General features: G+C 68.5%; 21 protein-coding genes. 16 read left to right on the forward strand and 5 right to left on the reverse strand.

What is annotated here, in order from left to right; all coding sequences use genetic code 11:
• Positions 1–20 precede the first annotated feature (20 nt).
• Positions 21–1,040 carry an L-arabinose ABC transporter permease AraH gene (gene araH / locus AC3WLY_RS04035; protein WP_175959910.1) on the forward strand — a complete coding sequence of 340 codons (1,020 nt, stop codon included), beginning with the start codon at positions 21–23 and terminating at the stop codon, positions 1,038–1,040.
• Positions 1,041–1,085: 45 nt separating this feature from the next.
• Positions 1,086–1,988 carry an SMP-30/gluconolactonase/LRE family protein gene (locus AC3WLY_RS04040; protein ID WP_425133139.1) on the forward strand — a complete coding sequence of 301 codons (903 nt, stop codon included), beginning with the start codon at positions 1,086–1,088 and terminating at the stop codon, positions 1,986–1,988.
• Positions 1,989–2,082: 94 nt separating this feature from the next.
• Here the strand turns inward: AC3WLY_RS04040 and AC3WLY_RS04045 are convergent, their stop codons facing one another.
• Entirely contained in the window at positions 2,083–2,976 is an 894-nt protein-coding gene (locus AC3WLY_RS04045) for an amidohydrolase family protein (protein ID WP_492309111.1), read from the reverse strand.
• A gap of 170 nt (positions 2,977–3,146) precedes the next feature.
• On the opposite strand from AC3WLY_RS04045, the gene AC3WLY_RS04050 reads away from it, so the two are divergent.
• The 7 genes from AC3WLY_RS04050 (at position 3,147) to AC3WLY_RS04080 (ending at position 12,631) form a co-directional block, all read left to right on the forward strand.
• Complete coding sequence (locus AC3WLY_RS04050; RefSeq protein ID WP_072439949.1) at positions 3,147–3,974, forward strand: p-hydroxycinnamoyl CoA hydratase/lyase; 828 nt, start codon at positions 3,147–3,149, stop codon at positions 3,972–3,974.
• A 42-nt stretch (positions 3,975–4,016) separates the two neighbouring features.
• Positions 4,017–5,468 (forward strand): aldehyde dehydrogenase, encoded by a 1,452-nt coding sequence (locus AC3WLY_RS04055; RefSeq protein ID WP_492309110.1) that lies wholly within the window; start codon positions 4,017–4,019, stop codon positions 5,466–5,468.
• 91 nt (positions 5,469–5,559) lie between these two features.
• Positions 5,560–7,458 carry a feruloyl-CoA synthase gene (locus AC3WLY_RS04060; protein WP_492309109.1) on the forward strand — a complete coding sequence of 633 codons (1,899 nt, stop codon included), beginning with the start codon at positions 5,560–5,562 and terminating at the stop codon, positions 7,456–7,458.
• A 229-nt stretch (positions 7,459–7,687) separates the two neighbouring features.
• Complete coding sequence (locus AC3WLY_RS04065; protein ID WP_175959915.1) at positions 7,688–8,182, forward strand: MarR family winged helix-turn-helix transcriptional regulator; 495 nt, start codon at positions 7,688–7,690, stop codon at positions 8,180–8,182.
• A 286-nt stretch (positions 8,183–8,468) separates the two neighbouring features.
• Complete coding sequence (gene mhpT / locus AC3WLY_RS04070; protein WP_175959916.1) at positions 8,469–9,674, forward strand: 3-(3-hydroxy-phenyl)propionate transporter MhpT; 1,206 nt, start codon at positions 8,469–8,471, stop codon at positions 9,672–9,674.
• Positions 9,675–9,741: 67 nt separating this feature from the next.
• Positions 9,742–10,881: a porin gene (locus AC3WLY_RS04075; RefSeq protein ID WP_492309108.1), complete on the forward strand. Its 1,140-nt coding sequence runs from the start codon at positions 9,742–9,744 to the stop codon at positions 10,879–10,881.
• Positions 10,882–10,909: 28 nt separating this feature from the next.
• Positions 10,910–12,631 carry a tannase/feruloyl esterase family alpha/beta hydrolase gene (locus AC3WLY_RS04080; protein ID WP_492309107.1) on the forward strand — a complete coding sequence of 574 codons (1,722 nt, stop codon included), beginning with the start codon at positions 10,910–10,912 and terminating at the stop codon, positions 12,629–12,631.
• A 63-nt stretch (positions 12,632–12,694) separates the two neighbouring features.
• On the opposite strand, the gene AC3WLY_RS04085 is transcribed toward AC3WLY_RS04080, so the two are convergent.
• Positions 12,695–13,171 carry an Lrp/AsnC family transcriptional regulator gene (locus tag AC3WLY_RS04085; RefSeq protein WP_492309106.1) on the reverse strand — a complete coding sequence of 159 codons (477 nt, stop codon included), beginning with the start codon at positions 13,169–13,171 and terminating at the stop codon, positions 12,695–12,697.
• Positions 13,172–13,351: 180 nt separating this feature from the next.
• On the opposite strand from AC3WLY_RS04085, the gene AC3WLY_RS04090 reads away from it, so the two are divergent.
• Positions 13,352–14,584, forward strand: a complete 1,233-nt coding sequence (locus tag AC3WLY_RS04090; RefSeq protein ID WP_492309105.1) for a diaminopropionate ammonia-lyase — start codon at positions 13,352–13,354, stop codon at positions 14,582–14,584.
• Between the two features lie 29 nt (positions 14,585–14,613).
• Positions 14,614–15,798, forward strand: a complete 1,185-nt coding sequence (locus tag AC3WLY_RS04095; RefSeq protein ID WP_492309104.1) for a M20 aminoacylase family protein — start codon at positions 14,614–14,616, stop codon at positions 15,796–15,798.
• Positions 15,799–15,856: 58 nt separating this feature from the next.
• Here the strand turns inward: AC3WLY_RS04095 and AC3WLY_RS04100 are convergent, their stop codons facing one another.
• Complete coding sequence (locus tag AC3WLY_RS04100) at positions 15,857–17,215, reverse strand: aspartate aminotransferase family protein (RefSeq protein ID WP_492332640.1); 1,359 nt, start codon at positions 17,213–17,215, stop codon at positions 15,857–15,859.
• A 512-nt stretch (positions 17,216–17,727) separates the two neighbouring features.
• Between AC3WLY_RS04100 and AC3WLY_RS04105 the strand changes: the two genes are divergently transcribed.
• Complete coding sequence (locus tag AC3WLY_RS04105; protein ID WP_492309103.1) at positions 17,728–18,306, forward strand: CS1 type fimbrial major subunit; 579 nt, start codon at positions 17,728–17,730, stop codon at positions 18,304–18,306.
• Positions 18,307–18,558: 252 nt separating this feature from the next.
• The gene (locus tag AC3WLY_RS04110) at positions 18,559–20,559 is read left to right on the forward strand and encodes a glycoside hydrolase family 28 protein (RefSeq protein WP_492309102.1); all 2,001 of its coding nucleotides are present in this window, start codon (positions 18,559–18,561) and stop codon (positions 20,557–20,559) included.
• A gap of 72 nt (positions 20,560–20,631) precedes the next feature.
• On the opposite strand, the gene AC3WLY_RS04115 is transcribed toward AC3WLY_RS04110, so the two are convergent.
• Positions 20,632–21,141 carry a GNAT family N-acetyltransferase gene (locus AC3WLY_RS04115; RefSeq protein ID WP_175959925.1) on the reverse strand — a complete coding sequence of 170 codons (510 nt, stop codon included), beginning with the start codon at positions 21,139–21,141 and terminating at the stop codon, positions 20,632–20,634.
• A gap of 425 nt (positions 21,142–21,566) precedes the next feature.
• A complete protein-coding gene (locus AC3WLY_RS04120) occupies positions 21,567–22,196 on the reverse strand; it encodes an outer membrane lipoprotein (RefSeq protein WP_310136752.1) in 630 nt (209 codons plus the stop codon).
• Positions 22,197–22,732: 536 nt separating this feature from the next.
• Between AC3WLY_RS04120 and AC3WLY_RS04125 the strand changes: the two genes are divergently transcribed.
• The 3 genes from AC3WLY_RS04125 (at position 22,733) to AC3WLY_RS04135 (ending at position 25,727) form a co-directional block, all read left to right on the forward strand.
• Positions 22,733–23,932 (forward strand): amidohydrolase family protein, encoded by a 1,200-nt coding sequence (locus tag AC3WLY_RS04125; protein ID WP_492309101.1) that lies wholly within the window; start codon positions 22,733–22,735, stop codon positions 23,930–23,932.
• An 80-nt stretch (positions 23,933–24,012) separates the two neighbouring features.
• Positions 24,013–25,197: an amidohydrolase family protein gene (locus AC3WLY_RS04130; RefSeq protein WP_492309100.1), complete on the forward strand. Its 1,185-nt coding sequence runs from the start codon at positions 24,013–24,015 to the stop codon at positions 25,195–25,197.
• 56 nt (positions 25,198–25,253) lie between these two features.
• On the forward strand, positions 25,254–25,727 hold the full coding sequence (locus AC3WLY_RS04135; protein ID WP_492309099.1) for a nuclear transport factor 2 family protein: 474 nt from the start codon (positions 25,254–25,256) through the stop codon (positions 25,725–25,727).
• Positions 25,728–25,744 lie beyond the last annotated feature (17 nt).

The raw sequence follows: 25,744 nt of genomic DNA on the forward strand, positions 1-25,744 counted from the left end.
TCAACCGGAATGCAAAAGATATGAGCCAGGCAATGCAACCCCAACGTACTTCCCCGTCCCCCGATGCCGCTGCCGCGCCCACGAGGGCGCGCGGCGGCGTGTGGCAGCTGATCAACCGCTCCGGCATCGTGATGGTGTTTCTCGTGCTGTTCGCGACGCTGTCGCTGACGGTGCCGGACTTCCTCACGCCGCGCAACATCCAGGGCCTGCTGCTGTCGGTCACGCTGATCGGCTCGATCGCGGTGACGATGATGTTCGTGCTCGCGCTCGGCGAGGTCGACCTGTCGGTCGCGTCGATCGTCGCGTTCTCGGGCGTCGTCGCGTCGACGCTGATCACCGCGACGCACAGCGTGCTGTTCGGCATCGTGGCCGGCGTGCTCGCGGGCGGCGCGGTCGGGCTCGTGAACGGCGTGCTGATCGCGCGCTACCGGATCAATTCGCTGATCGTCACGCTCGCGATGATGGAAGTCGTGCGCGGGCTCGCGTTCATCACGTCGAACGGCGACGCGGTGATGATCTCCGAGGAACGTTTCTTCGAACTCGGGTCCGGCTCGTTCCTCGGCATTTCGTATCCGATCTGGAGCAACATCATCGGCTTCGTCGTGTTCGGCTTCCTGCTGCGCAAGACGGTGTTCGGCAAGAACGTGCTCGCCGTCGGCGGCAACGGCGAGGCCGCGCTGCTCGCGGGGCTGCCGGTGATGCGCATCAAGATCACCGTGTTCGTGCTGCAGGGGCTCGTGACGGGCTTTGCCGGCGTGATGCTCGCGTCGCGGATGAGCCTCGGCGATCCGAAGACGTCGGTCGGCCTCGAACTCGGCGTGATCTCCGCGTGCGTGCTCGGCGGCGTGTCGCTGACGGGCGGCGTCGCGACGATTTCCGGCGTGCTGGTGGGCGTGCTGATCATGGGCTCCGTGCAGGATGCGATGAGCCTGCTGAACGTGCCGACGTTTTACCAATATCTGATACGCGGCGGAATTCTGTTGCTCGCGGTGCTGTTCGACCAGTATCGTCGCAACCAGCGGCGCGCGATGAAGATCTGACGAAAGCGCGGCCGCCCGCGAACACGACAGATATCGGGAGACGGCATGCAACAGACTCATCCGGCCGCGTCGGCGACGCTGCTGGCCGACAGCCGCAACACGCTCGGCGAAGGCGCGACGTGGTGCGATGCGACGCACGCGCTGTACTGGACGGACATCGAAGGCGCGCGGTTGTGGCGATGCCGCGCGGACGGTTCCGACCTCGCGCACTGGCCGATGCCCGAGCGGCTCGCGTGTTTCGCGCTGACCGACGATCCGGACGTGCTGCTCGTCGGGCTCGCGACGCATCTCGCGTTCTTCGACCTGCGCAGCGGTGCGTTCACGCGGATCGTCGACGTCGAATCCGACCTGCCGACGCGGCTGAACGATGGCCGCTGCGATCCTTTCGGCGCGTTCGTGTTCGGGATGAAGGACGAAGGTGGCGAGCCGCCGCGTGCGGTTGGTGGCTTCTACCGGCTCAATGCCGACCTCACGCTCGAACGGCTCGCGTTGCCGGCGGCGGCGATCGCGAACAGCATCGCGTTCTCGCCGGACGGTTCGAAGATGTATTTCTGCGATTCGCTGGTGCGCGAGATTTTCGTCTGCGATTACCGCGCGGGCGGCGACGTCGCGAACGTGCAGCCGTTCGCGCGCCTGACCGATGCGGACGGCGACCCGGACGGTTCGACGATCGATCGCGACGGCGGCCTGTGGAACGCGCAGTGGGGCGGCAGGCGGGTGGTGCGCTACGGGCCCGATGGCGTCGAGACGGAGCGCGTCGACGTGCCGACCGCGCAGCCGAGCTGCGCGGCGCTCGACGGCGAAGGCCGCCTGTACGTGACGAGCGCGCGCGCCGGGTTGAGCGACGACGCGCTGGCCAGCGACGCGCATGCGGGCGGCGTGTTCGTCGCGCAGACGCGGCATGCGGGGCTGCCGACCGCGCGGTTCATGCCGACGCGCGCAACCTGAGCGCCACGGTGCGGCCGGCGGCCGGCGGGCGCGGCATCGGCGCGTGACCGCGCCGGCCGCCGCGCCGCGATCGGCGCATTCACCACTCGGCGCGTCACTCGCGCGGCGCGTCGAGCCCCAACCCCAGCAACGCGACCGCGTTGCCCTTCAGGATCAGCGGGTGCACGTCGGGCCGGAACCCGGCGCCGTGGAAATCCTCCAGCCATCTATCCGGCCGTATCAGCGGAAAATCCGACGCGAACAGCACCTTGTGCCTGAGCAGCGTGTTCGCATACTTGACCAGCTCCGGCGAGAAATACTTCGGCGACCATCCCGACAGATCGATGTAGACGTTCGGCTTGTGCAGCGCGATCGACAGCGCCTGCTCCTGCCACGGCCACGACGGGTGCGCGATCACGATCTTCATGTCCGGAAAATCGGCCGCGACGTCGTCGAGGTGAATCGGTTCGGAGTACTTCAGACGCAGCCCGCCGCCGCCGCGCATGCCCGATCCCATCCCCGAATGACCGCTGTGGAACACGGCCGGCAGCCCGTGCTCGGCGATTACCTCGTAGATCGGATACGCGAGCCGGTCGTTCGGAAAGCATCCCTGCATCGTCGGGTGGAACTTGAAGCCCTTCACGCCGTGTTCTTCGATCAGTCGGCGTGCCTCGCGTGCGCCGAAGCGGCCCTTGTGCGGATCGATGCTCGCGAACGCGATCATGACGTCGGCATTGTCCTGCGCGAACTGCGCGATCTCCTCGTTCGGAATGCGGCGCCGGCCGATGTTCGTCTCGCAGTCGACGGTGAACATCACGAAGCCGATGCGGCGCTCGCGGTAATACGCGATCGTCTCCGGAATCGTCGGCCGGCGGCCCTGCTTCAGCACCGTGCCGAAGTACTTGTCGGCCGCGTCGTCGAATGCCTTCGCGAACAGGTCGGGCGGCTGGCAGCACGACACTTCGGCATGCACGTGCGTGTCGATGGCGATCAGGTTGCGGATGTCCAAGCGTGTCTCCTCATGTCGTGAAGCGCAGGCGCCGCGCGGCACGAAACCGTGTGTTCGCGCCCGTTTAGGGGTTTGTCCCGAGCCGCTTCCATTCTACTTTACATATCAGGCTACCTGATAGTAAATTGGCGTCGAGTCGCGCAGGGCGGCACTGTCATTGGAGAACGAAGATGAGTTACGAAGGTCGCTGGAAAACGGTGAAGGTCGCGGTCGAGGGCGGGATCGCGTGGGTCACGCTGAACCGTCCGGACAAGCGCAACGCGATGAGCCCGACGCTGAACATGGAGATGATCGACGTGCTGGAAGCGGTCGAGCTCGACGCCGAAGCGCAGGTGCTCGTGCTGACCGGCGAGGGCGACGCATGGACGGCCGGGATGGACCTGAAGGAGTATTTCCGTGAAGTGGACGCAGGCCCGGAGATCCTGCAGGAAAAGATCCGCCGCGACGCGAGCCGCTGGCAGTGGCAACTGCTGCGCATGTATTCGAAGCCGACGATCGCGATGGTCAACGGCTGGTGCTTCGGCGGCGGTTTCTCGCCGCTCGTCGCGTGCGATCTCGCGATCGCGGCCGACGAAGCCGTGTTCGGCCTGTCGGAGATCAACTGGGGCATCCCGCCGGGCAACCTCGTCAGCAAGGCGATGGCGGACACGGTCGGGCATCGCGAGGCGCTGTACTACATCATGACCGGCGATACCTTCACCGGGCCGCAGGCCGCGAAGATGGGGCTCGTCAACAAGAGCGTGCCGCGTGCGCAACTGCGCGACGAAGTGCTTGCACTCGCCGCGAAGCTGCTGGACAAGAATCCGGTCGTGATCCGCAATGCGAAGCACGGCTTCAAGCGCTGCCGCGAACTGACGTGGGAGCAGAACGAGGACTACCTGTACGCGAAGCTCGACCAGGCGAACTACCGCGATCCGGAAGGCGGCCGCGAGCAGGGCCTCAAGCAGTTCCTCGACGACAAGAGCATCAAGCCGGGCCTGCAGGCGTACAAGCGCTGACGCGCGACGCGGCACGCAACCGGACTGAGCGGAGACAGCGAAATGCACGAAGTGAGTTTGTTGATCGACGGCGTGTCGCGCGGCGCGTCGGATGGCGGCACGTTCGACCGGATCGATCCGGCGACCGGACAGGTGGCGTCGCGCGCCGCCGCGGCGACGCTCGCCGATGCGGATGCCGCGGTTGCGGCGGCCGCGCGCGCGTTTCCCGCGTGGGCGGCGCTCGCGCCGACCGAGCGCCGCCGGCGGCTGCTCGCGGCGGCCGACCGGATGGACGCGCGCGCCGGCGAATTCATCGAGACCGGCCGCGCGGAAACCGGCGCGATGGCGAACTGGTACGGCTTCAACGTGATGCTCGCGGCGAACATGCTGCGCGAGGCCGCCGCGATGACGACGCAGATCGACGGCGCGGTCATTCCGTCCGACGTGCCGGGCAACCTCGCGATGGCCGTGCGCCAGCCGTGCGGCGTCGTGCTCGGCATCGCGCCGTGGAACGCGCCGGTGATCCTCGCGACCCGCGCGCTCGCGATGCCGCTCGCGTGCGGCAACACGGTCGTGCTGAAGGCGTCCGAAGGCTGCCCGGGCGTGCACCGGCTGATCGGCAGCGTGCTGCACGACGCGGGGCTCGGCGATGGCGTCGTCAACGTGATCACGCATGCGCCGCAGGATGCACCGGCGATCGTCGAACGGCTGATCGCGAACCCGGCGGTGCGGCGCGTCAACTTTACCGGGTCGACGCGCGTCGGCCGGATCGTCGCGACGCTCGCCGCGCAGCACCTGAAGCCGGCGCTGCTCGAACTCGGCGGCAAGGCGCCGGTGCTCGTGCTCGACGACGCGGATCTCGATGCGGCGGTCGACGCGGTCGCGTTCGGCGCATTCTTCAACCAGGGCCAGATCTGCATGTCGACCGAGCGCGTGATCGTCGACCGGAACGTCGCCGATGCGTTCGTCGAGCGGCTCGTCGCGAAGGCGCGTACGCTGAAGGCCGGCAACCCGGCCGCACCGGGCGTCGTGCTCGGCACGCTGGAAAGCGCGGCGGCCGCGCAGCGCATCGCGGCGCTGGTCGCCGACGCGCGCGCACACGGCGCGGCGTTGCCGCTCGGCTGCGAAGTCGACGGCGCGGTGATGCAGCCGACGATCGTCGACGGCGTCACGCGCGACATGAAGCTCTATGCGGACGAATCGTTCGGGCCGGTCGTGACCGTGCAGCGCGTCGATGGCGACGAAGCGGCGCTGGCGGCCGCGAACGACAGCGAATACGGGCTGTCGGCCGCGGTGTTCAGCCGCGACATCGCGCGCGCGATGCAGGTCGCGAAACGGATCGAGTCGGGCATCTGCCATATCAACGGCCCGACCGTGCACGACGAGGCGCAGATGCCGTTCGGCGGCGTGAAGGCGAGCGGCTACGGCCGGTTCGGCAGCAAGGCGTCGATCGCCGAATTCACCGACCTGCGCTGGATCACCGTGCAGACCGCGCCGCGCCACTACCCGATCTGAGCGGGCCGCCGCGTCGCGGCAACGACAACGACACAATGAAGTTCCCGCCGCGCGCCGCCAGCGCGCCGGCGGAACCGACTGGAGACAGACCTTGGATGCGGATCCGACCCAACTGCACGGCATCGCCGCCGCGCAGCCGGCCCCCGCCGGCTACCGCCCCGTCGCGATCGGCGCGGCGCCGCCCGACATCGCGCAACGCGACGGTTGCTGGACCCTGCGTGCATCGACCGCGCTCGGCGCATATCCGCGCCGGCTGACCGACCGGCTCGTCAGCGGCGCGCAAGCGCACCCCGACCGCTGGCTCATCGCGCGGCGCGGTCCCGACGGCGCGTGGATCGGCATCAGCTATGCGCAGATGCTCGAACGCGCACGCGCGATCGGCCAGGCGCTGCTCGATCGCGGGCTGTCGGCCGAGCGGCCGGTCGCGATCCTGTCCGGCAACGATCTCGAACACCTGCAGGTCGCGTTCGGCGCGCTGTGGGCCGGCATTCCGTATGCGCCGCTGTCGCCCGCGTATTCGCTCGTGTCGAGCGACTACGGCAAGCTCCGTCACGCGCTGGCGCTGCTGACGCCGGGGCTCGTGTTTGCCGCCGACGGCGATGCGTTCCGCGCCGCGCTCGATGCGACGGTGCCGCCCGACGTCGAGCGAGTAGTCGTGTCGGCGGCGGACGGGATGCGCGGCGTCACGCGCCTCGCGTCGCTGCTCGACACCGCGCCGGGCAGCGTCGACGCCGCGCACGAGGCGATCACGGGCGATACGATCGCCAAGTTTCTCTTCACGTCCGGTTCGACGCGGCTGCCGAAGGCGGTGCCGACCACGCACCGGATGCTGTGCAGCAACCAGCAGATGCTGCTCGAAACGTTTCCGCAATTCGGCATCGAGCCGCCGGTGCTGGTCGACTGGCTGCCGTGGAATCACACGTTCGGCGGCAGCCACAACGTGGGGATCGCGCTGTACAACGGCGGCACGCTGTATATCGACGACGGCAAGCCGGTCGCCGGCAAGTTCGACGAGACGCTGCGCAACCTGCGCGAGATCGCGCCGACGGTGTACTTCAACGTGCCGAAAGGCTGGGAGGAACTGACCGCCGCGCTCGAAACGGACGCGGCGCTGCGCGCGACCTTCTTCTCGCGTGTGAAGATGTATTTCTTCGCGGGCGCGGGGCTGTCGCAGGCCGCGTGGGACCGGCTCGAACGCGTGACGCTCGCGCACTGCGGCGAGCGCATCCGGATCATGGCCGGCCTCGGGATGACCGAGGCCGCACCGTCGTGCATGTTCACCACCGGGCCGATGTCGGGCGCCGGCTACATCGGCCTGCCCGCGCCCGGCTGCGACGCGAAGCTGGTGCCGGTCGACGGCAAGCTCGAGGCGCGCTTTCGCGGGCCGAACGTGATGGCCGGCTACTGGCGCGCGGGCAGCGACGACGCGCGCGAGGTGTTCGACGAAGAAGGCTATTACCGCAGCGGCGATGCGGTGCGCTTCGTCGACCCGCAGCGTCCGGAGATCGGGCTGATGTTCGACGGCCGGATCGCCGAGGATTTCAAGCTGTCGTCGGGGACCTTCGTGAGCGTCGGGCCGATGCGCGCGCGGATCGTGTCGAACGGCGCGCCGTATGTGCAGGACGCGGTCGTGACCGGAATGAACCGCGACGGCGTCGGCGCGATGATCTTTCCGCGCATCGACGATTGCCGCCGCCTCGCGGGCGCGGGGCCGGACGCCGACGTGCGCGCCGTGCTGCAGGCGCCGGCCGTGCGCGCGTTTTTTGCGGACCTGCTGCAGCGGTTGAACCGCGACGCGACCGGCAGCGCGACGTTCATCACGCGGCTGTGCCTGCTCGACACGCCGCCGTCGCTCGATCTCGGCGAAATCACCGACAAGGGTTCGATCAACCAGCGTGCGGTGCTGACGCAGCGCGCGGCGCTGATCGAAGCGATGTATGCGCGCGACGCGGCCGATGCGGGCGTGATCGTTGCCGGCGCGGCGCGCTGATGTCGAGCGTCGTGCCGCACCGCCATGCGGCGGCGGTGCGGCACGCGGTCAGCACGACAGCGCGGCGGCGCGTTCCTGGTCGATCAGCGGGTAAACCCCGATCGAAACCGCCGAATCGGGTCCGTGTTGTATACAGTGCACCGGACGCCGCGATGCGGGCGATGCGAGCGTGCCCGCCATGCGGGCCGCGTGAGGTAAGATGGCCCGCGATCTTCCTCCCGACACCTTCATGAGTTCGACACCCGTCAAACCGGCCGGCGCGAAACGCGCTGCCCGTGCCACCGAGGCCAGGCCGCCCGTGCGTGCCCAGCAGCGGCTGACCTACCTGATCGGCAATCTCGATCGGCTGCTGCGCCGCCAGATGAGCGATGCGCTCGCACCGCTCGGCGTGACGCTCGCGCAATACACGGCGCTGTCGGTGCTCGAGGCGCGCGGCGCGCTGTCCAATGCGCAACTCGCGGTGCGCTCGTTCATCACGCCGCAATCCGCGAACGAGGTGATGGTCGCGATGGCGGCCCGCGGCTTCGTCACGCGCGAGGCCGATCCGAATCATGGCCGCGTGATCCTGCTGCGCCTGACCGACGAAGGTTCGGCGATCCTGCGCGAATGCGAGCGGGTGCTGCGGCCGCTCGAGCGCCGGATGCTCGGCGACGATCTCACCGCCGCCGACGCCGCGCAGGTCCAGCGCACGCTCGAACTGTTCGTGCGCAACCTGCGCGACTGAACCACACTTTCGTTTCATTCGCCGTTCCGCACGGCCTTGCCCGGCCGGCTTCCGCGCGCGTTGCGGGTTAACACCGGCACACCGCACACTTGAAATATCAGGTTACCTGTTATTAAATCATTCCGTCCTTCGATGGGATGACGGTCCGCACGACCGGCTGGTCGCGCGGATTTTATTTCGGACAATGAATCAGGCTACCTGATAATGTCTGACGCATGGTCCGATCACGACAAAGACACCGCGCATGCGTCCTGGCATGACGCGCAGTACAAGGTTTGGAGACGACATGGACACTTCCGTTGCCGAGAGGCCGGCCGTCGCGACGACGCTCGGTCTGTGTTTCGCGATCGCGCTGCTCGAGGGGCTCGACCTGCAGTCGGTCGGCGTCGCCGCGCCGCGCATGGCTCACGAGTTCGGGCTCACGGTTTCGCAGATGGGGCTCGCGTTCAGCGCCGGCACGTTCGGCCTGCTGCCGGGCGCGATGCTCGGCGGGTGGCTCGCCGACCGGATCGGCCGCAAGCACGTGCTGATCGCGTCGGTCTGCCTGTTCGGGCTGCTGTCGATCGCGACCGCGCACGTGTCGAGCTTCGCGATGCTGGTCGTCGTGCGTGCGCTGACCGGCCTCGGCCTCGGCGGCGCGATGCCGAACCTGATCGCGCTGTCGTCCGAAGCGGCCGACGCGCGCTCGCGCAGCAGCGCGGTCGCCGTGATGTACTGCGGCATTCCGTTCGGCGGCGTGATCGCGTCGTTGATCGGCGTGCTGCTGGCCGGCGACACCGAGTGGCGGCACATCTTCTACGTCGGCGGCATCGGGCCGCTGCTGCTCGCTCCGCTGCTGCTCGCGCTGCTGCCGGAATCGCGCGCGTTCCTCGACGTCAGCGCATCGGGCGCTGCGCGCCCGAGCGTCGCGCACACGCTGTTCGGCGGCGCACGCACGGGCACCACGCTCGCGCTCTGGCTCAGCTATTTCTGCACGCTGATCGTGCTGTATTTCCTGCTGAACTGGCTGCCGTCGCTGATGGCGGCGAAGGGGCTCGCGCGCAGCCAGGCCGGGATCGTGCAGATCTTCTTCAACATCGGCAGCGGCCTCGGCGTGCTCGGCATCGGCATGTCGATGGACCGGATGCGGCCGTCGCGGGTCGTCGGCGGCATGTACGCGGGGATCGTGCTGTCGCTTGCCGCGCTCGCGATCGCGCCCGGGCTCGTATGGCTGTCCGCCGCGGCGTTCGCGGCCGGGATGTTCGTCGTCGGCGGCCAGTCGGTGCTGTATGCGCTGGCCGCGATGTACTACCCGACCGCGATGCGCGGCACCGGTGTCGGCTCCGCGGTCGCGGTGGGCCGGCTCGGCTCCGTGGTCGGCCCGCTCGCGGCGGCCGAGCTGCTCGCGATGGGCCGCAGCGCGTCGGTCGTGATCGGCGCGAGCATCCCCGTCACGCTGGTCGCCGCCGTCGCGGCGCTGGTGCTGATCCGCAGGCCGCAGGCACACGACTGAGTTTGCTTACTTTCACCCACGAGCGCCGGCAGAGCGCGATATCGACGCAGGTCTGGAGACACCAACCATGAAGCACACCAAAGCCTTGCTGGCGGCCGGCGCATGCGCGCTGGCCTCGACCGGCGCGCACGCGCAATCGAGCGTGACGCTGTACGGGATCATCGACACCGGCGTCGAATACGTGTCGCACGCGAACGCGGCCGGCGACCACGTGGTGCGGATGCCGGGCGTGACCGGCGAGATGCCGTCGCGCTGGGGCCTGCGCGGCAGCGAGGATCTCGGCGGCGGCTACCAGGCCGTGTTCGTGCTCGAAAGCGGCTTCAACGTGCGCGGCGGCGATCTCGGTCAGGGCGGGCGGCTGTTCGGCCGGCAGGCGTTCGTCGGGCTGAAGGGCGGCTTCGGCACGCTCGCGTTCGGCCGCCAGTACACGATGACCTACCTCGCGCTGCAGGGCGCGGACATCATCGGTCCCGACATCTACGGGCTCGGCTCGTTCGACGCCTACGTGCCGAACGGCCGCGCCGACAACGCGGTGACCTACCTCGGCACGTATCGCGGCGTGACGCTCGGCGCCGCCTATTCGTTCGGCCGCGACGGCGCCGGCACCGGCAACTCGCCGGGGCAGGGCACGTGCGCGGGGCAGGTGCCGGGCCACGCGGTCGAGTGCCGCAACTGGTCGGCGATGCTCAAGTACGACAGCGCGTATTTCGGCGCGGCGGTGTCGTACGAGGAGCAGCGCGGCGGTACGGGCGCGGCCGCGAACTTCTTCGACGGCGTCGCGCCGGTCGCCTTCACGAGCAGCGCGGGCAAGGACGCGCGCGTGCACGTGAGCGCGTATGCGCAGGCGGCGGGCGCGCGGATCGGCGCGGGCTGGATCGGGCGGCGCATGTCGACCGGTTCGCCGGCCGCGCCCGGCGCGCATTCCGACCTGTTCTTCGTCGGTGCGTCGTATGCGGTCAAGCCGGACTTCATCGTCGACGGCGAAGGCTACCGGATCGTCAACAGCGCGCACGACACGCGCGCGACGATGGCGACGCTGCGCGCGACCTATCTGCTGACGAAGCGCACGTCGGTCTACGCGCAATCCTCGTATCTGTGGAACAGCGCGCACGCGCGCTACGCGGTCAGCGGCGGCGGCCCCGGCACGACGCCCGGCGCGGGGATGGGGCAACTCGGCGCGATGGTCGGCGTCAAGCACTTGTTCTGAACCGGCAACCTGACGAACGGGAGATATCTTGAACAGAAAATCTGCATTCCTCTGCATTGCACCGATCTCCGCGGCGATGCTTGCCGGTTGCGGCGCCGACGATTCGGTCAGCTCCGCGCCCACGCACCTGAGCGCCGCGACGCCGGCCGCGATGGCGCAGACCTGCGACGCGCTCGCCGCGAAGCTCGCGTATGCGAGCACGTCGTTCACGTCGGTTGCGACCGCGGCTGCCGGCGCGCTGACGGTGGCCGGCAAGCCGATCGCCGAGCACTGCGTGATCGAAGGCAAGATGAACGAGCGCGTGAGCACGGTCGACGGCAACACCTATGCGATCGGCTTCGAGATGCGCTTGCCGAAGGCGTGGAACGGCCGCTTCTTCTACCAGGCGAATGGCGGCCTCGACGGCAACGTCGTGACCGCGACCGGCGAGATCGGCGGCGGCGGGCCGCTGACCGATGCGCTGAACCAGGGCTTCGCGGTGATCAGCTCGGATTCCGGGCACAGCGGCGCGCAGAATCCGCTGTTCGGCCTCGATCCGCAGGCGCGGATCGACTACGGCTATGGCGCCGTCGATGCGCTGACGCCGATGGCCAAGCAGGTGATCCGTCTCGCCTACGGGAAGGCGCCCGACCGCAGCTACTTCGGCGGCTGCTCGAACGGCGGCCGTCACGCGATGGTCACGGCGGTGCGCAACCCGGCCGACTACGACGGCATCATCGCGGGCGATCCGGGCTTCCACTTGCCGAAGGCGGCGATCGGCGAGATGTACGGCGCGCAGCAGTTCGCGAAGATCGCGTCGGCGACCGGGGCGAACGGGCTACCGGATATCCGCAGCGGCTTCACCGACACGGAGCGCCGGTTCGTCGGCGCGAAGATCCTCGACAAATGCGATGCGCTCGACGGCGTAACCGACGGGATGGTGCAGGACGTCGCCGCGTGCCAGGCGCACTTCAGCGTCGAGACGGACGTCCCGACCTGCGCGAACGGCACGCGCACCGGCGCATGCCTGACGACCGCACAGAAAACCGCGCTCGAGAACGTATTCGCGGGTGCGCGCAACAGCGCGGGCACGGCGCTCTATGCGAGCTTTCCGTACGATCCGGGCGTGGCCGGCGGCGGCTGGGCCGCGTGGAAGCAATCAAATTCCATCACGCTCGATCCGGTCGCGATGGCGTTCACGTTCATGTCGCCGCCGAAAAGCGCCGCGACGCTTGCGAACCTGCCCGGTTTCGCGCTCGGCTTCGACATGGACAACGACGCGCCGGCGATCTTCGCGACCAGCGGCGTGTACGCGCAATCCGCGTGGTCGTTCATGACGCCGCCCGACGAGACGAACCTGTCCGCGCTGAAGTCGCGCGGCGCGAAGCTGCTCGTCTATCACGGCACGGGCGACCCGGTGTTCTCGTCCAACGACACGAGCGACTGGTACCAGCGGGTCGCGCAGGCGAACGGCGGCGATGCGTCGAGCTTCGCGCGCTACTATCCGGTGCCCGGGATGAACCACTGTGCAGGCGGGCCGGCGGCCGACCAGTTCGACATGCTGACGCCGCTCGTCGCGTGGGTCGAGCAGGGGCAGGCGCCGGCCGCGATCGTGGCTGCCGCGCGCGATGCGACGAACGCGGTGCCGAATGCGGATGTGCCCGCGTCGTGGGGCGCGGGACGCACGCGGCCGCTGTGCGCATATCCGCAGGTGGCGCGCTACAACGGCTCGGGTGACGTGAATTCGGCGGCGAGCTTCAGTTGCCGTTGACGTAGCCGTGGATGGGATGCGGCCGGCGCATGCAGTCGTGCGCCGGCCGTTTCGTTAGCGTACTCATTCGCCGGGTTCGACCGGCACCTCCAACCCCACCTTCACGCGGCTCATGCTCACCAGTGTCTTGAACCGCTTCACGTTGTTGTTCGCGAAGAACAGCTCGCGCGTGAGCGCGTTGTACTGATCCATGTTGCGCACGGCGAGGATCAGCACGAAATCCCATTCCCCCGTCACGTAGTAGCACTGCTGGATCTGCGGGCAGCGCTCGAAGGTCCGCTTCATCGCGTCGAGCAGGTCGATCTGCTCGCTTTCGACCTCGACGTTCACGATGATCGTCAGCGGATGATCGACCTTCTCCGGCGCGACGACGGCCGTATAGCGCGCGATCACGCCGTCTTCCGCGAGACGCTTCAAACGCCGGTTCACCGCCGCCGTCGACAGATTCACGCGTGCGCCGAGTTCGCTTTGCGGCGTCTGCGCGTCGCGCTGGATTTCCATCAGCAGCTTGCGATCGAACGCATCGAGTGGGGTCGTCATGATGGTGCGTGAAACCTCGAAAGAATGAGAAATTTTTGCGTTCAGGCGGCCAATTCGGCGATTTTATTGACCGGCATGCGCAATATTATTTTTCGGACCGACGGCGAACGCAACCCGCGCTTGCCCGATCCGAACCACCCGACGGACCGCCGGCGCGGTCCTGCTCCAGAGCCTTTCGCCATGCTGATCGCCAACCCCCGCGCATCGCGCGCCGCCTATCCCGACGCGCTGCGCCGCGTGATGAACATCGCGTCGGCCGACGAAAGCGGCGCGTGGCTGTCGCACTGGCCGCTCGTCGGCAACGCGCGTACGCCGCTGCGCGCGTTGCCGGACCTTGCCGCGCGGCTCGGCGTCGCGAGCGTCAGCGTGAAGGACGAGTCGTGCCGCTCGCCGCTCGGCAGCTTCAAGGCGCTCGGCGCGCCGATCGCGCTGGTGCGGCTCGTGAGGCGCCTGCGGCGCACCCGAGATCTCGATCCGCAAGGGCTGATCACCGGCCGCTACGCAGCGCAGCTGGCCGACCTGACGGTGATCAGCGCGACCGACGGCAATCACGGCCGTGCGCTGGCCGCCGCCGCGCGCGCGATCGGCTGCGGCTGCGTGATCGTGCTGCACGCGAATGTCGACGCCGAGCGCGAACGCGCGATCTCGGCATACGGCGCGCGGATCGTGCGCATCGCGGGGAACTACGACGAGTCGGTCGTATGCGCGGCGCAGCTTGCGCAGGCGAACGGCTGGTATGTCGTGTCGGATACGTCGTACGACGGCTACGAAGCGATTCCCCGCGACGTGATGCAGGGTTACGGCGTGATCGCCGCCGAGGCCGCCGCGCAGGCGGCGCAACACGACGGGCGGCCGTTCACGCACGTGTTGCTGCAGGGCGGTGTGGGCGGCCTTGCCGCGGGCGTGGCGAGCTACCTGTGGGAGCGCGATGGCGCGCGGCGGCCGCATTTCATCGTCGTCGAGCCGCGCGAGGCCGACTGCCTGTACCAGAGCGCGCTCGCGGGGCGCGCGGCGAAGGCGACCGGCAGCGTCGATTCGGTGATGGCCGGGCTCGCGTGCGGCGAGGCGTCGCCGCTCGCATGGGATTTCCTCGAGCTGTGCATCGACCATTTCATGCTGATCGACGATGAAGATGCCGTGCGCGCGATGCGCGGCCTCGCGGCCGGCAGCGAACGCGACGTGCCGCTCGTCGCCGGCGAATCGGGCGCGGCCGGCATTGCGGGGCTGGAAGCGCTGATGCGCGACCCTGCGCTCGCGCGGCAGGCGGGGCTCGACGCGAGCTCGCGCGTGCTGGCGATCAATACGGAAGGCGCGACGGCGCCGTCCGTGTACCGGCGCTGCGTCGGCGACACGGCCGACGCCGTGCTCGCGCGGCAGCGCGCCTGGCTGAACCGCGCGGCGGTAGCGGCCTGAACGACCAAACGACCGACGAGGCAAGCGCAATGGACACAATCGACGCAATGGAAGAAAGCACGCTGCAGGGGCGACTGAAGACCTGGCGCCGGCATCTGCACCAGCATCCGGAGACGGGTTTCGAAGAGGTGAACACGTCCGACTACGTCGCGCGCATCCTGACGACGCTCGGGCTCGACGTGCATCGCGGCATCGGCGGCACGGGGCTCGTCGCGAACCTGACGGTCGGCACCGGCACGCACGCGATCGGCATCCGCGCGGACATGGACGCGCTGAACATCGCCGAGCACGCGCCGGGACGCGAACACGCGTCGCGCACGCCCGGCAAGATGCATGCGTGCGGGCACGACGGCCACATGTCGATGGTGCTCGGCGCCGCGCAGTTGCTGGCCGAGCGCAAGGACTTCGACGGCACGGTGCGCTTCATCTTCCAGCCGGCCGAGGAGCATGGCCGCGGCGCGAAGGCGATGATGGCCGACGGGCTGTTCGAGCGCTTTCCGGTCGACGCGATCTTCGGCGCGCACAACATGCCGGGCATGCGCGCGGGCACGTTCTCGACGCGCGCGGGCGGCATCATGGCGAGCGAGGATAATTTCATGATCCGGATCGACGGGCGCGGCACGCATGCGGCGCGCCCGCACATGGGCATCGATCCGATCGTGATCGGCGCGCAGATCGTGCTCGCGCTGCAGACGATCGTGTCGCGCAATCTCGATCCGGGCCAGCAGGCCGTGATCTCGTGCACGGAGTTCATCACCGACGGGCTGCGCAACGTGCTGCCGTCGACCGTGACGATCAAGGGCGACACGCGCAGCTATTCGCGCGACGTGCAGGCGCTGCTCGAAACGAGAATGCGCGAGATCAGCGAAGGGATCTGCCGCACGCACGGCGCGACCTGCACGTTCGACTACACGCACGAGTTCGCGCCGACGGTGAATTCCCCGGAGTGGGTCGACACGGCCGTGCAGGCCGCCGCGCATATCGCAGGCGCCGGCGCGGTGAATGCCGACGTGCAGCCGATGATGATCTCCGAGGATTTCGGCGCGTTCCTGCAGGCCGTGCCCGGCAACTTCGTGTTCATCGGCAACGGCGACGCGGCCGATCGAGGCGGCGTGCCGCTGCATAACGCGACGTACGATTTCAACGACGAGATCCTGCCGGTCGGCGCGCGTTATTTCGCGGAGGTGGCGCGGCGGGCGTTGCGGGCTGCGTAGCGCACGGCGCGGTGGGTGCGCCGGCCGTGGCCGCTGCGCCGCACCGCGCGTCAGCCCATCACACCAGCTCGCCCAGGCACGCGTCGAACTGCGCGACGAGTGTGTCGACATCGTCGCGCGTCGTCTGCGGGCACACGAGCATCATGTTGTGGAACGGCGTGATCAGCACGCCGCGATTCAGCAGGTACAAGTGCACGATGTGTTCGAGCTCGCTGTCGAGTTGCGCGCCGGCAAGCGTGCCGTTGCGCGGCGGCACGGGCGCGAACTGGAATTCGGTACGTGCGCCGATGCGCGTCACGCACCACGGCAGCCCGTGTTTCGCGATCGCCTGTTCGAGCCCGGCGGCCAGCCGCGCGGCGAGTTCGAACATGTGCGCATACGCGGCGTCGGTCGCGACTTCGGCCAGCGTCGCGCGCATCGCATGCATCGCGAGCATGTTCGCGCTGAGCGTCGTGCCGATGCCCGAATGGCCGGGTGGCGCGTTCAGCTTCGCCTGCTTCGCGCGTTCCGCGAATTCGGCGCTGAAACCGTACACCGCGCACGGCACGCCGCCCGCGATCGGCTTGCCGACCACCAGCATGTCCGGTTCGAGATCGTGCGCGACCGCGTAGCCGCCCGGGCCGCTGCTGATCGTGTGCGTCTCGTCGATCACGAGCAGCGTGCCGTAGCGGCGCGTCAGTTCGCGCGCCGCATCCCAGAAGCCCGGATCGGGCAGCACCATGCCGATGTTCGTCATCGCGGGCTCGGCGAGCACGCATGCGACGTCGCCGTCCTTCAGCGCCGCTTCGAGCGCGTCCAGATCGTTGAATTCGACGACGCGCGTGTTCGCGAGCAGGTCGTACGACTGCCCGAGCAGGCTGTCGCGCTGCACGGGGCGGCCGTCGACGAGATCGACGAACACATCGTCGACCGTGCCGTGATAACAGCCATTGAATACAACAATCGTGTTGCGGCCGGTGGCCGCGCGCGCCCAGCGCAGCACGAAGCGGTTCGCGTCGCTCGCGCTCAGCGCGAACTGCCAGACCGGCAGCCGGAAGCGGCGCGCGAGCTCGCGCGCGACCCACGCGGCGTCCTCGCTCGGCAGCATCGTCGTGTAGCCGCGCGTGGCCTGCTCGACGAGCGCGCGTGCGACGGGTTCGGGCGCATGGCCGAACATCGCGCCTGTATCGCCGAGGCAGAAATCCACATAGCGATGGCCGTCGACGTCGGTGAAGGTCGCGCCGCGCGCTTCCTTCACGTACAGCGAGAACGGCGTCGACCAGTCCTGCATCCAGTGCAACGGCACGCCGAACAGCAGGTGCTCGGACGCTTCCGCGGACAGTGCGCGGGACGCCGGCATGGCTTCGGTGAACGCACGGCGCTCGCGATCGAACAGCGCGCGGGCGCGGATGAGGTCGACTCCGTGGCGGGAAGGCAAGTGGGGCTCCGGGGCAGTAAAGATGAGGAAACGATAGCGCGGGCGGCGGGGGGCTGAACAGGGGCGGAATTACCGAGGCGAACGGAAGCGCGACTATCCGTTGCGACTGACGATGACATTGCCGCGCCTGAAAGCAGGCGTTTTGCGCACGAGTGTTATTTGATTTGGAGATGGCGCTGGTGAATGGAAGTTGAAAAGAACCGTGAAGGTTTCCATGGATATTTATCCGGACTTTCGTGGCCTATCGTTATTGCACGCCGTGGCGCGAGGTGTTCGTCAGAGTCGGTCGTTGCTGGCTGACGGGGGAATCTGATACGCGGTTGAGAATGCATCCGGTCGACTCGATCGGTCGCGCATGCGGCTGGGCATTTCGAATTCCGCGGGGATTTGCTTGTTAATTTCGAGATAAGTGAATATCGGATTTTCCTGCAATGGCGGGATCGTGAGCTCGAAGCAGGCCGGTTTTTCGGCGATCGGATTTCAACCATCCATCCAGAATGCGGAGCAACATAATGAAGATCGGAAAACATCTTGCCGTACTCGCTGCGTGCGGCGCATTGACCGGCATTGCTCACGCAGGCCCTGTGTCGCCGCAAGCGGTCGTCAAGAAGATCACGCTGACTGCGCATATCGGCGACAGCCTGTTCGTGTCGAAGCCGGACAATTCCGCGTGGTACGACGTGGTCGAACTGAACGCGACGGACCGTGCGCGGCAGAACTTCGCCACGATGCTGCCAATCCGCGTGCGCACGACGAACCCCGATATCAACGTCACGCTGCTGCAGCCGCTGCGGCTGTCGAACGGTCGCGACGAGATGGCCAACGCGAAGGTCGTGCTGACGGGCAAGGCAGGCGACGCGGAAATCGCGTCCGGCGCGGTTCGCACGCTCACGCTGGTCAAGCCCGGTCACGACGGCTTTGACGGCTACGACGAAACGCGCAACCTGAAAGTCAGCGCCCATATGCCGGCCGTCAGTGGGGCAGCTTCGACCAACGGGAGTTACCACGGCGATCTGGTGCTGATGTTCGAACCGGCCGCTTCGGCCGGGCGTGAGCCGGCAACTGGTGGGGTAGCGGCGACTGGCGAGTAGGTCGTTGCCCCGGCGGCCGGGGCGTTTCAGTTGAAGTTTTTGCGCATAAACATACGACAACAGATCTCTAGCGACGCATTCTCTGATGTGAGTGGGCGCACACATCAAGGGCATTGGCTCGGTAAAAACAGGGTAAACGACAGATACGTGTGCGGCTTCGATCGCATTTAGACTGCGCGTTGTAGTACGACGACGTATAAATAGCGATCCGCCGTCCGGCGCGTCGATACCCCATACACTGAAGGAGTGCCCATGGCCGCAAACAGCCGCCGTTCGTCTTCGTCTGCCCGATCGCCGTCGTCGAAGCCGGTGTCGCGCCGCGCATTCATCGGCTGGAGCGGCGCGCTCGCCGGCGGCGCCGTGCTCGGCGGACCGCTCGCGGCGACCCGGGCGTTTGCGGGAGGCCACATGCCCACTGTGTCGGCGGTCGACCTCGTCTGGGGCGAGCATGGCGCGGCGGCGCGCATCGCCGCGTCGCTCGCGCACGTGTCGCGGCTCGCGCTGCGCGGGCGCGACTTCGACGTGACGCACTACGGCGCGCGCCCGTGCGCGACGGTCGCGCAAACGTCGCCGTACACGAACGTCGCGAAATCGCCGGTGAGCCCGGGTTCCGAACTGACGACCGCGCCCGGCGCGTTCGATTCGCGCCCGGCGTTTCTCGCGGCGATCGACGCGTGCCGTCGCGAAGGCGGCGGGCGCGTGGTCGTGCCGTCCGGCAACTGGTACTGCGCGGGGCCGATCGTGCTGCAGAGCAACGTCACGTTCCACCTGAGCGCGAACTGCACGATCTACTTCAGCCCGAACCCGGCCGACTACGCGAAGGACGGCCCGGTCGATTGCGGCGCGAACGGCCGGCTGTACTACAGCCGCTGGCAGGCGAACGATTGCCTGAACTACGGCGCGCCCGTCTACGCGCGCAACGCGACGAACATCGCGCTGACGGGCGAAGGCTCGACGTCGGTGCTCAACGGGCAGGCGATGACGCCGTTCTCCGGCAGCGGGGCCGGCAGCGTCTGCTGGTGGACCTACAAGGGCTCGTCGGGCGCGTACGGTGCAGGCGCGTCGGTGCCGAGCCAGGCCTATGCGAATCCGAACAACGTCGATCTGCGGATCGTCGCGCCCGCGATCCCCGACGCGCTCTACGCGCTGCTCACGTCGCCGGTCACGCCGTGGCGGCAGGACCAGAACTACCTGCCGGCGCTGTCCGAGGCCGGCGTGCCGGTCGAGAAGCGCATCTTCGGCCTCGGCCACTACCTGCGGCCGTGCGTGGTCGAATTCATCGGCTGCACGAACGTGCTGATGGCGAACTACCAGACGCAGAACACGCCGTTCTGGCAGCACCATCCGACCGCGAGCCGCAATGTCGTGATTCGCGGCGTGACGACCAATAGCATCGGCCCGAACAACGACGGTTTCGATCCGGACGCGTGCGCCGACGTGCTGTGCGAGGACTGCACGTTCAACACCGGCGACGACTGCATCGCGATCAAGTCCGGCAAGGATCGCGACACCGAATACGGGCCCGCGAAGCGGCACCTGATCCGCAACTGCACGATGAACAGCGGGCACGGCGGCATCACGCTCGGCAGCGAGATGGGCGGCGGCGTCGAGCAGATCTATGCGACCAACCTGTCGATGCTGAACGCGAACTGGCAGATCAACCCGCTGAACATCGCGATTCGCGTGAAGACCAACATGAATCGCGGCGGCTACGTGAAGGACTTCCACGTGAAGGGCGTCACGCTGCCGAACGGCGTGACGCTGAAGGGCGGCGGCTACGGCAGCGCACTGCTCGCGGGCAGCCCGGTCAACGCGAGCGTGCCGCTCGGCGTCGTCACGCCGTCGGCCGGCAACCCGTCGGCCGCGCAGGGCGGCATCGTCACGTTCGATTGCGATTACCAGCCCGCGAACGATGCGGTGCGCACGCGCGCGCCGGTCGTGCAGAACGTGACGATCTCGGACGTGAAGGCGAGCAACGTGACGCTGAACGGCGTGACCGCGTCGTGTTTCCAGGCGATCGTCGCGCAGGGGCCCGTTGCGTTCGACTACAACGGCACGCCGCTCGCGCCGGCCGTGCAGCCGATCTCCGGCGTGACGATCAGCAATTGCGACTTCGGCACGCCGGTCGCGTCGGGCATGCCGACGGTCACGTCGCCGGGGCCGATCTATGCGTTCAACGTGAGCGCGCTGACGCTGACGGACGTGACGATCGCCGGGCAGATCGTCAACACGACGATTACCGACAAGCGGTGACGTGGTGACGTGAGGTGAAGGGCGTTCGCGTGCGGCGGTCGATGCACGCGAACGCAAGCTTGACTGAACGCGTCAAGCCAGCGTCTTGACCATGTGATGTTCGTCGTAGAAACGGCCGTCGACGAACAGCGAGCGCGGTTCCGTGCCGAACCGGACGAACCCATGCGACGCATACAACCGCTCCGCGGTGCCGTTGACCTCGTTCACGCACAGCATCAGCTGCTTGCACTGCCACGCTTGCGCCGCATGCGCGGTCGCGCTTTCGAGCAGCGCTTGCGCGATGCCGCGCCCGCGATACGCGGGATCGACGAACACGCCCCAGATCGTTGCCTTGTGCGCGACCTTCGCGCGCGCATCGCGGCGCACGCCCGTGATGCCGACGAGCGTGTCGCCGTCGAACGCGCCGAACACGGCCTGCGCGTGCGTCGGCGTGATGCGCGCTGCGAATTCGCCGACCGGCACTTGCGATTCTTCGTCGAGCGTGGGCAGGAAAGACGTAGGCGCGGTGTCGACCGCGCGCAGGCGAAGGGTCTGGAAACGGGCGGCATCGGCCGCGTCGAGCAGGCGGGTCGTGATCGTCATCGAGAGGATTCCGGTGGCGGGGGCTGTGCATGCCGGCGCGGGTTGCCGCGGCCGCGCGATGCATCGTGCCTATGCTAATCGGAATCCGGATGACGTGTGGCGGCGTTCGATGCGTCGTGCATCCCGGCCGCGCCTTGGTCTCCAGATCGCGTCGCGCGGTTAACGCGCATCGCGTTCAGTGCGGAGCGCATATGATTGCGACGCGATTGAACCGTGCCGGCGAGCGGTGAAACTGCCGTGCGACGTGCCCCGGAGGCGGACGCGAATGTGGACGGACTGCGAAAGTACCGGCGGCGCGTCATGCGCGCCGCGTCGACACGAGAAGGATGAGGATGACGTAAAACAGGCGCGCCGTCGCGCCGCACCGGCACACGACATCGAGCGCACCGGATGCGCCCGCTCAGGTCAGGCGCACCGAATCGGCATCAATACCGCGACAACTGATTGCCGTTGATCTGCACGCGATCGCCCGGCCGCAGGTTGCCCGGCGACTGCACGTCGAACGAGCGCGTCGAGCCGTCGCTGACCTGCACGTCGATCCGGTAGCTGCTCGGCGGTTGCGCCGCGCCCATCTGCTGGCCGATCTGGTTGCCCGCGACCGCGCCGCCGAGCGCGCCGATCACGGTGGCCGCCTCGCGGCCGTGACCGCGGCCGACCTGGTTGCCGAGCACGCCGCCGATCAGCGCGCCGACGACGGTGCCGGCGACGCCCGACGGGCCGACCGAGCCGCTGACCGGCCGGATGTTCGCGACCGTGCCGTACTGCGTGCCGTAGCCGTTGCCATACTGATTGCCGTATTGCTGCTGATTGCCGTATTGATCATACGGCTGCGACCCGTATTGCGGCTGGTTGCCGTACTGGTCGTACGGCTGCTGCTGCACGTAGCCGGGTTGCGAATACGCGGGCTGCGCATAGCCAGGCGTTGCGTATTGCTGCTGCGGATAACCCGGCTGCGCGCCGTAATAGCCGGGCGCGACGCAGGCGGTCAGCGGAAGCGCCGCCACGGCGACGAGCGAGGCGAACAGAACGGTCTTCGTGGAAGGTATGCGCATCATGATGGTTCCTGCATCGGCAACGTGTTCGCCGACGGATTCCGGGACGGGTGGCGAACTCGGCGTGAGTATAAGGAATGGCCGGATGCGCGTCCGGTGCGGCCGGGTAACAACGTGTAAAGTCTGTTGCCGCGTAAATCGCGGCTTGTTCGGGGCGGTCTCGCAATGGCCGGCAAGGGCGGCGGCGCTCGTTCGGCAGCTTCGACGACGCGCATCGGTAGCGGTCCGGCGGAGTGTCTTTCGACGCAGTCGGCGCTTCGATGCAGGCGCCCGAAACCTCGGCTTCCGCGACGTCGCCTGACGGGCCAATGCAGGTCGTCTCCGACGAGATCGGACCCCGCCGCCGCACCTTGCCGGCGTGGCGTCTGCGCCGCCCATCGCGAAATCGAATGCGCGGCATCGCGACATTTAATTGGCCTCGGGCGGTGGCATCCGATATCGTGGCCGCATTCCCTGCCAACGGTCGCGCCGCGCCGGCTGCGGTGCCTTCCCCTGTCCGCGCCGGTGTCGCGCAGCGACCGCCCCACAGACTCCGAGCCATGACCGATCGTATCTTCATCAACGCCGTCGACGCCGGCGGACAGCCCATCAACCTCGTCGTCCGCGATGGCCGCTTTACCGCGATCGGTGCCGATTGCGCGGCCGCGCCCGGCGCACAGACGATCGACCTCGACGGCCGCGTCGTGCTGCCCGGCTTCGTCGATGGCCACATCCACCTCGACAAGAGCTTCGTCGGCGATCGCTGGGTACCGCACGAATCGGCCGGCTCGCTGCGCGAGCGGCTCGCGGTCGAAAAGCGCCAGCTCGCGGCCGCGCCGCCGATCGTCGAGCGCGCGAACGCGCTGATCGCGCAGGCCGCCGCGTTCGGCACGGTCGCGATGCGCAGCCACGTCGACGTCGACGCGACGACCGGCCTGTCGAACCTGCAGGCCGTGATGGCCGCGCGCGAGCAATGGCGCGGGATCGTCGACATCGAACTCGTCGCGTTTCCGCAGGCCGGCGTCGTGTCGTGCCCGGGCACCGCCGACATCCTCGACGCGGCCGTGCGCGAAGGTGCGGACGTGGTCGGCGGGATCGACCCGACGACGCTCGACGGCGACGCGGACGGCCAGCTCGACATCGTGTTCGGCATCGCCGAGAAGCGCGGCGCGAAGATCGACATCCACCTGCACGAGCCGGGCGAGACGGGCATCGCGCAACTGCTGCGGATCGCGGCGCGCACGCGCGCGGCGGGGCTCGGCGGGCGCGTGAACGTGAGCCATGCGTATGCGCTCGGCGAAGTAGGCTACGACGATGTTCAACGCACGGCGGCGGCCCTCGCCGAAGCCGGCGTGTCGATCCTGACGAATGCGCCGGGCGACTGCGCGTTTCCGCCGGTGTGGCAGTTGCGCGACGAGGGCGTGCACGTGTTCGCGGGCAACGACAACATCCGCGACGCGTGGTGGCCGTACGGCAACGGCGACATGCTGCAGCGCGCGATGATGGTCGGCTATCGGTCGGGCTTCTACACCGACGAAGCGCTCGGCATCGCGCTCGACATGGCGACGCACGCCGGCGCGCGCGTGATCGGCAAGGAGAACTACGGAATCGCGGTCGGCTGCGACGCGACGTTCGTCGCGGTGCGTGCGCCGAATGCGGCGGCGGCCGTCGCGGGCGTGCCGGCCGAGCGCTGGGTGTTCCGCCGCGGCGAAAGCGATACGGGCGCACCGTTCGCCCCCGCGCTGCGCTTCACGCGCTGACCGACCCGACCGCGGGAAGCGTGCACGTGCCGTGCCCGCTTCCCGCCCGCCTCGCACTGACCGACCACACCGGAACCGACATGACGAACCTGCTGATCCGCAATGTCCGCACGAGCGCCGACGCTGCGCTCGACATCCTGATCGAAGGCGATCGCATCGCGCGCGTCGGCCCGTCGCTCGACGCGCCTGCCGGCTGCGCGATCGAGGACGGCGCGGGCGCGCTCGCGCTGCCTGGCCTCGTCGAAGGCCACACGCACCTCGACAAGACGCACTGGGGGATGCCGTGGTATCGCAACCAGGTCGGGCCGCGCCTCGTCGACCGCATCGAGAACGAACGGCACTATCGCGCGACGAGCGGCCATGACGCGGGCGCCGCATCGCTCGCGCTGGCGCGCGCGTTCCTCGCGGCCGGCACGACGCGCATCCGCACGCACGTCGACGTCGATACCGAAGCCGGGCTGCGGCACCTGCACGGCGTGCTCGCGACGCGCGAGACGCTGCGCGGGCAGGTCGACATCCAGATCGTCGCGTTTCCGCAATCGGGCGTGCTCGAGCGGCCGGGCACCGACGCACTGCTGTCCGACGCGCTCGGCGCGGGCGCCGATCTGCTCGGCGGGCTCGACCCGTGCGCGATCGAAGGCGATCCGGTCGAGGCGGTGGGCGTGCTGTTCGCGATCGCCGAGCGCCACGGCCGCGGGCTCGATATCCACCTGCACGAGCGTGCGTCGATGGGCGCGTACTCGCTCGACCTGATCCTGCAGCGCACGGCCGCGCACGGCATGCACGGGAAGGTCGCGATCAGCCACGGGTTCTGTCTCGGCGATATCGCCGAACGCGAGCGCGATGCGTTGCTCGCGCGGATGGCCGAACTCGGCGTCGCGATCGTCACGACCGCGCCCGCGGCGGTGCCGGTGCCGCTGGTGGCCGCGTGCCGCGCGGCGGGCGTGACCGTCATCGGCGGCAACGACGGCGTGCGCGACACGTGGACGCCGTACGGCTCGCCCGACATGCTCGAGCGCGCGATGCTGATCGGCATGCGCAACGATTTCCGCCGCGACGACGCGCTCGAAGTCGCGCTCGACTGCGTGACGCACAGCGCCGCGCGCGGTTGCGGTTTCGCCGACTACGGGCTGCAGCCGGGCAGCCGTGCGGACGTCGTGCTCGTCGATGCGCTGACGTTCGCCGAGGCGGTCGTCGCGCGGCCGGTGCGGCGTCTCGTCGTGTCGTCGGGGAAGATCGTCGCGCGCAACGGCGCGCTGGTCTGAGCGTAGCGTCGCGCCGGTATGATCCGGTTTTCAGCCGGATTTCCCGGGAGACGACGATGCGACGCACGACAGCGGCACGGGCCGCACGATGGATGGCGGCGGCCCTGTTCGCCGTGACCGCCGCGCATGCGGTGGCGGCCGGCCCGAACGACGCGCAGCAGGAAGCCAATCGGCGGACGGTGCTCGCGTTCTACGAAAAAGGCCTGAACGAGAAAGACGCGGATGCCGCGCTCGCATATATCGGCGAGCGCTACGTGCAGCACAACCCGAACGCGGCCGACGGCCGCGACGGTTTCCGCAAGTTCGTCGCATTCCTGCGCGACAAATATCCGCAATCGCGTAGCGAGATCAAACGCTCGTTCGTCGACGGCGACTACGTGATCCTGCACGTGCACGCGGTGCGCGAACCCGGCACGCGCGGCAGCGCGATCATGGACATCTTCCGGTTGGAGAACGGCAAGATCGTCGAGCACTGGGACGTCAACCAGCCGGTGCCAGAACAGGGCGCGAACGGGAACACGATGTTCTGAGTTGTCCGGAGCGTGCA

It is taken from the genome of Burkholderia sp. FW306-1C-G01B, assembly GCF_058781685.1.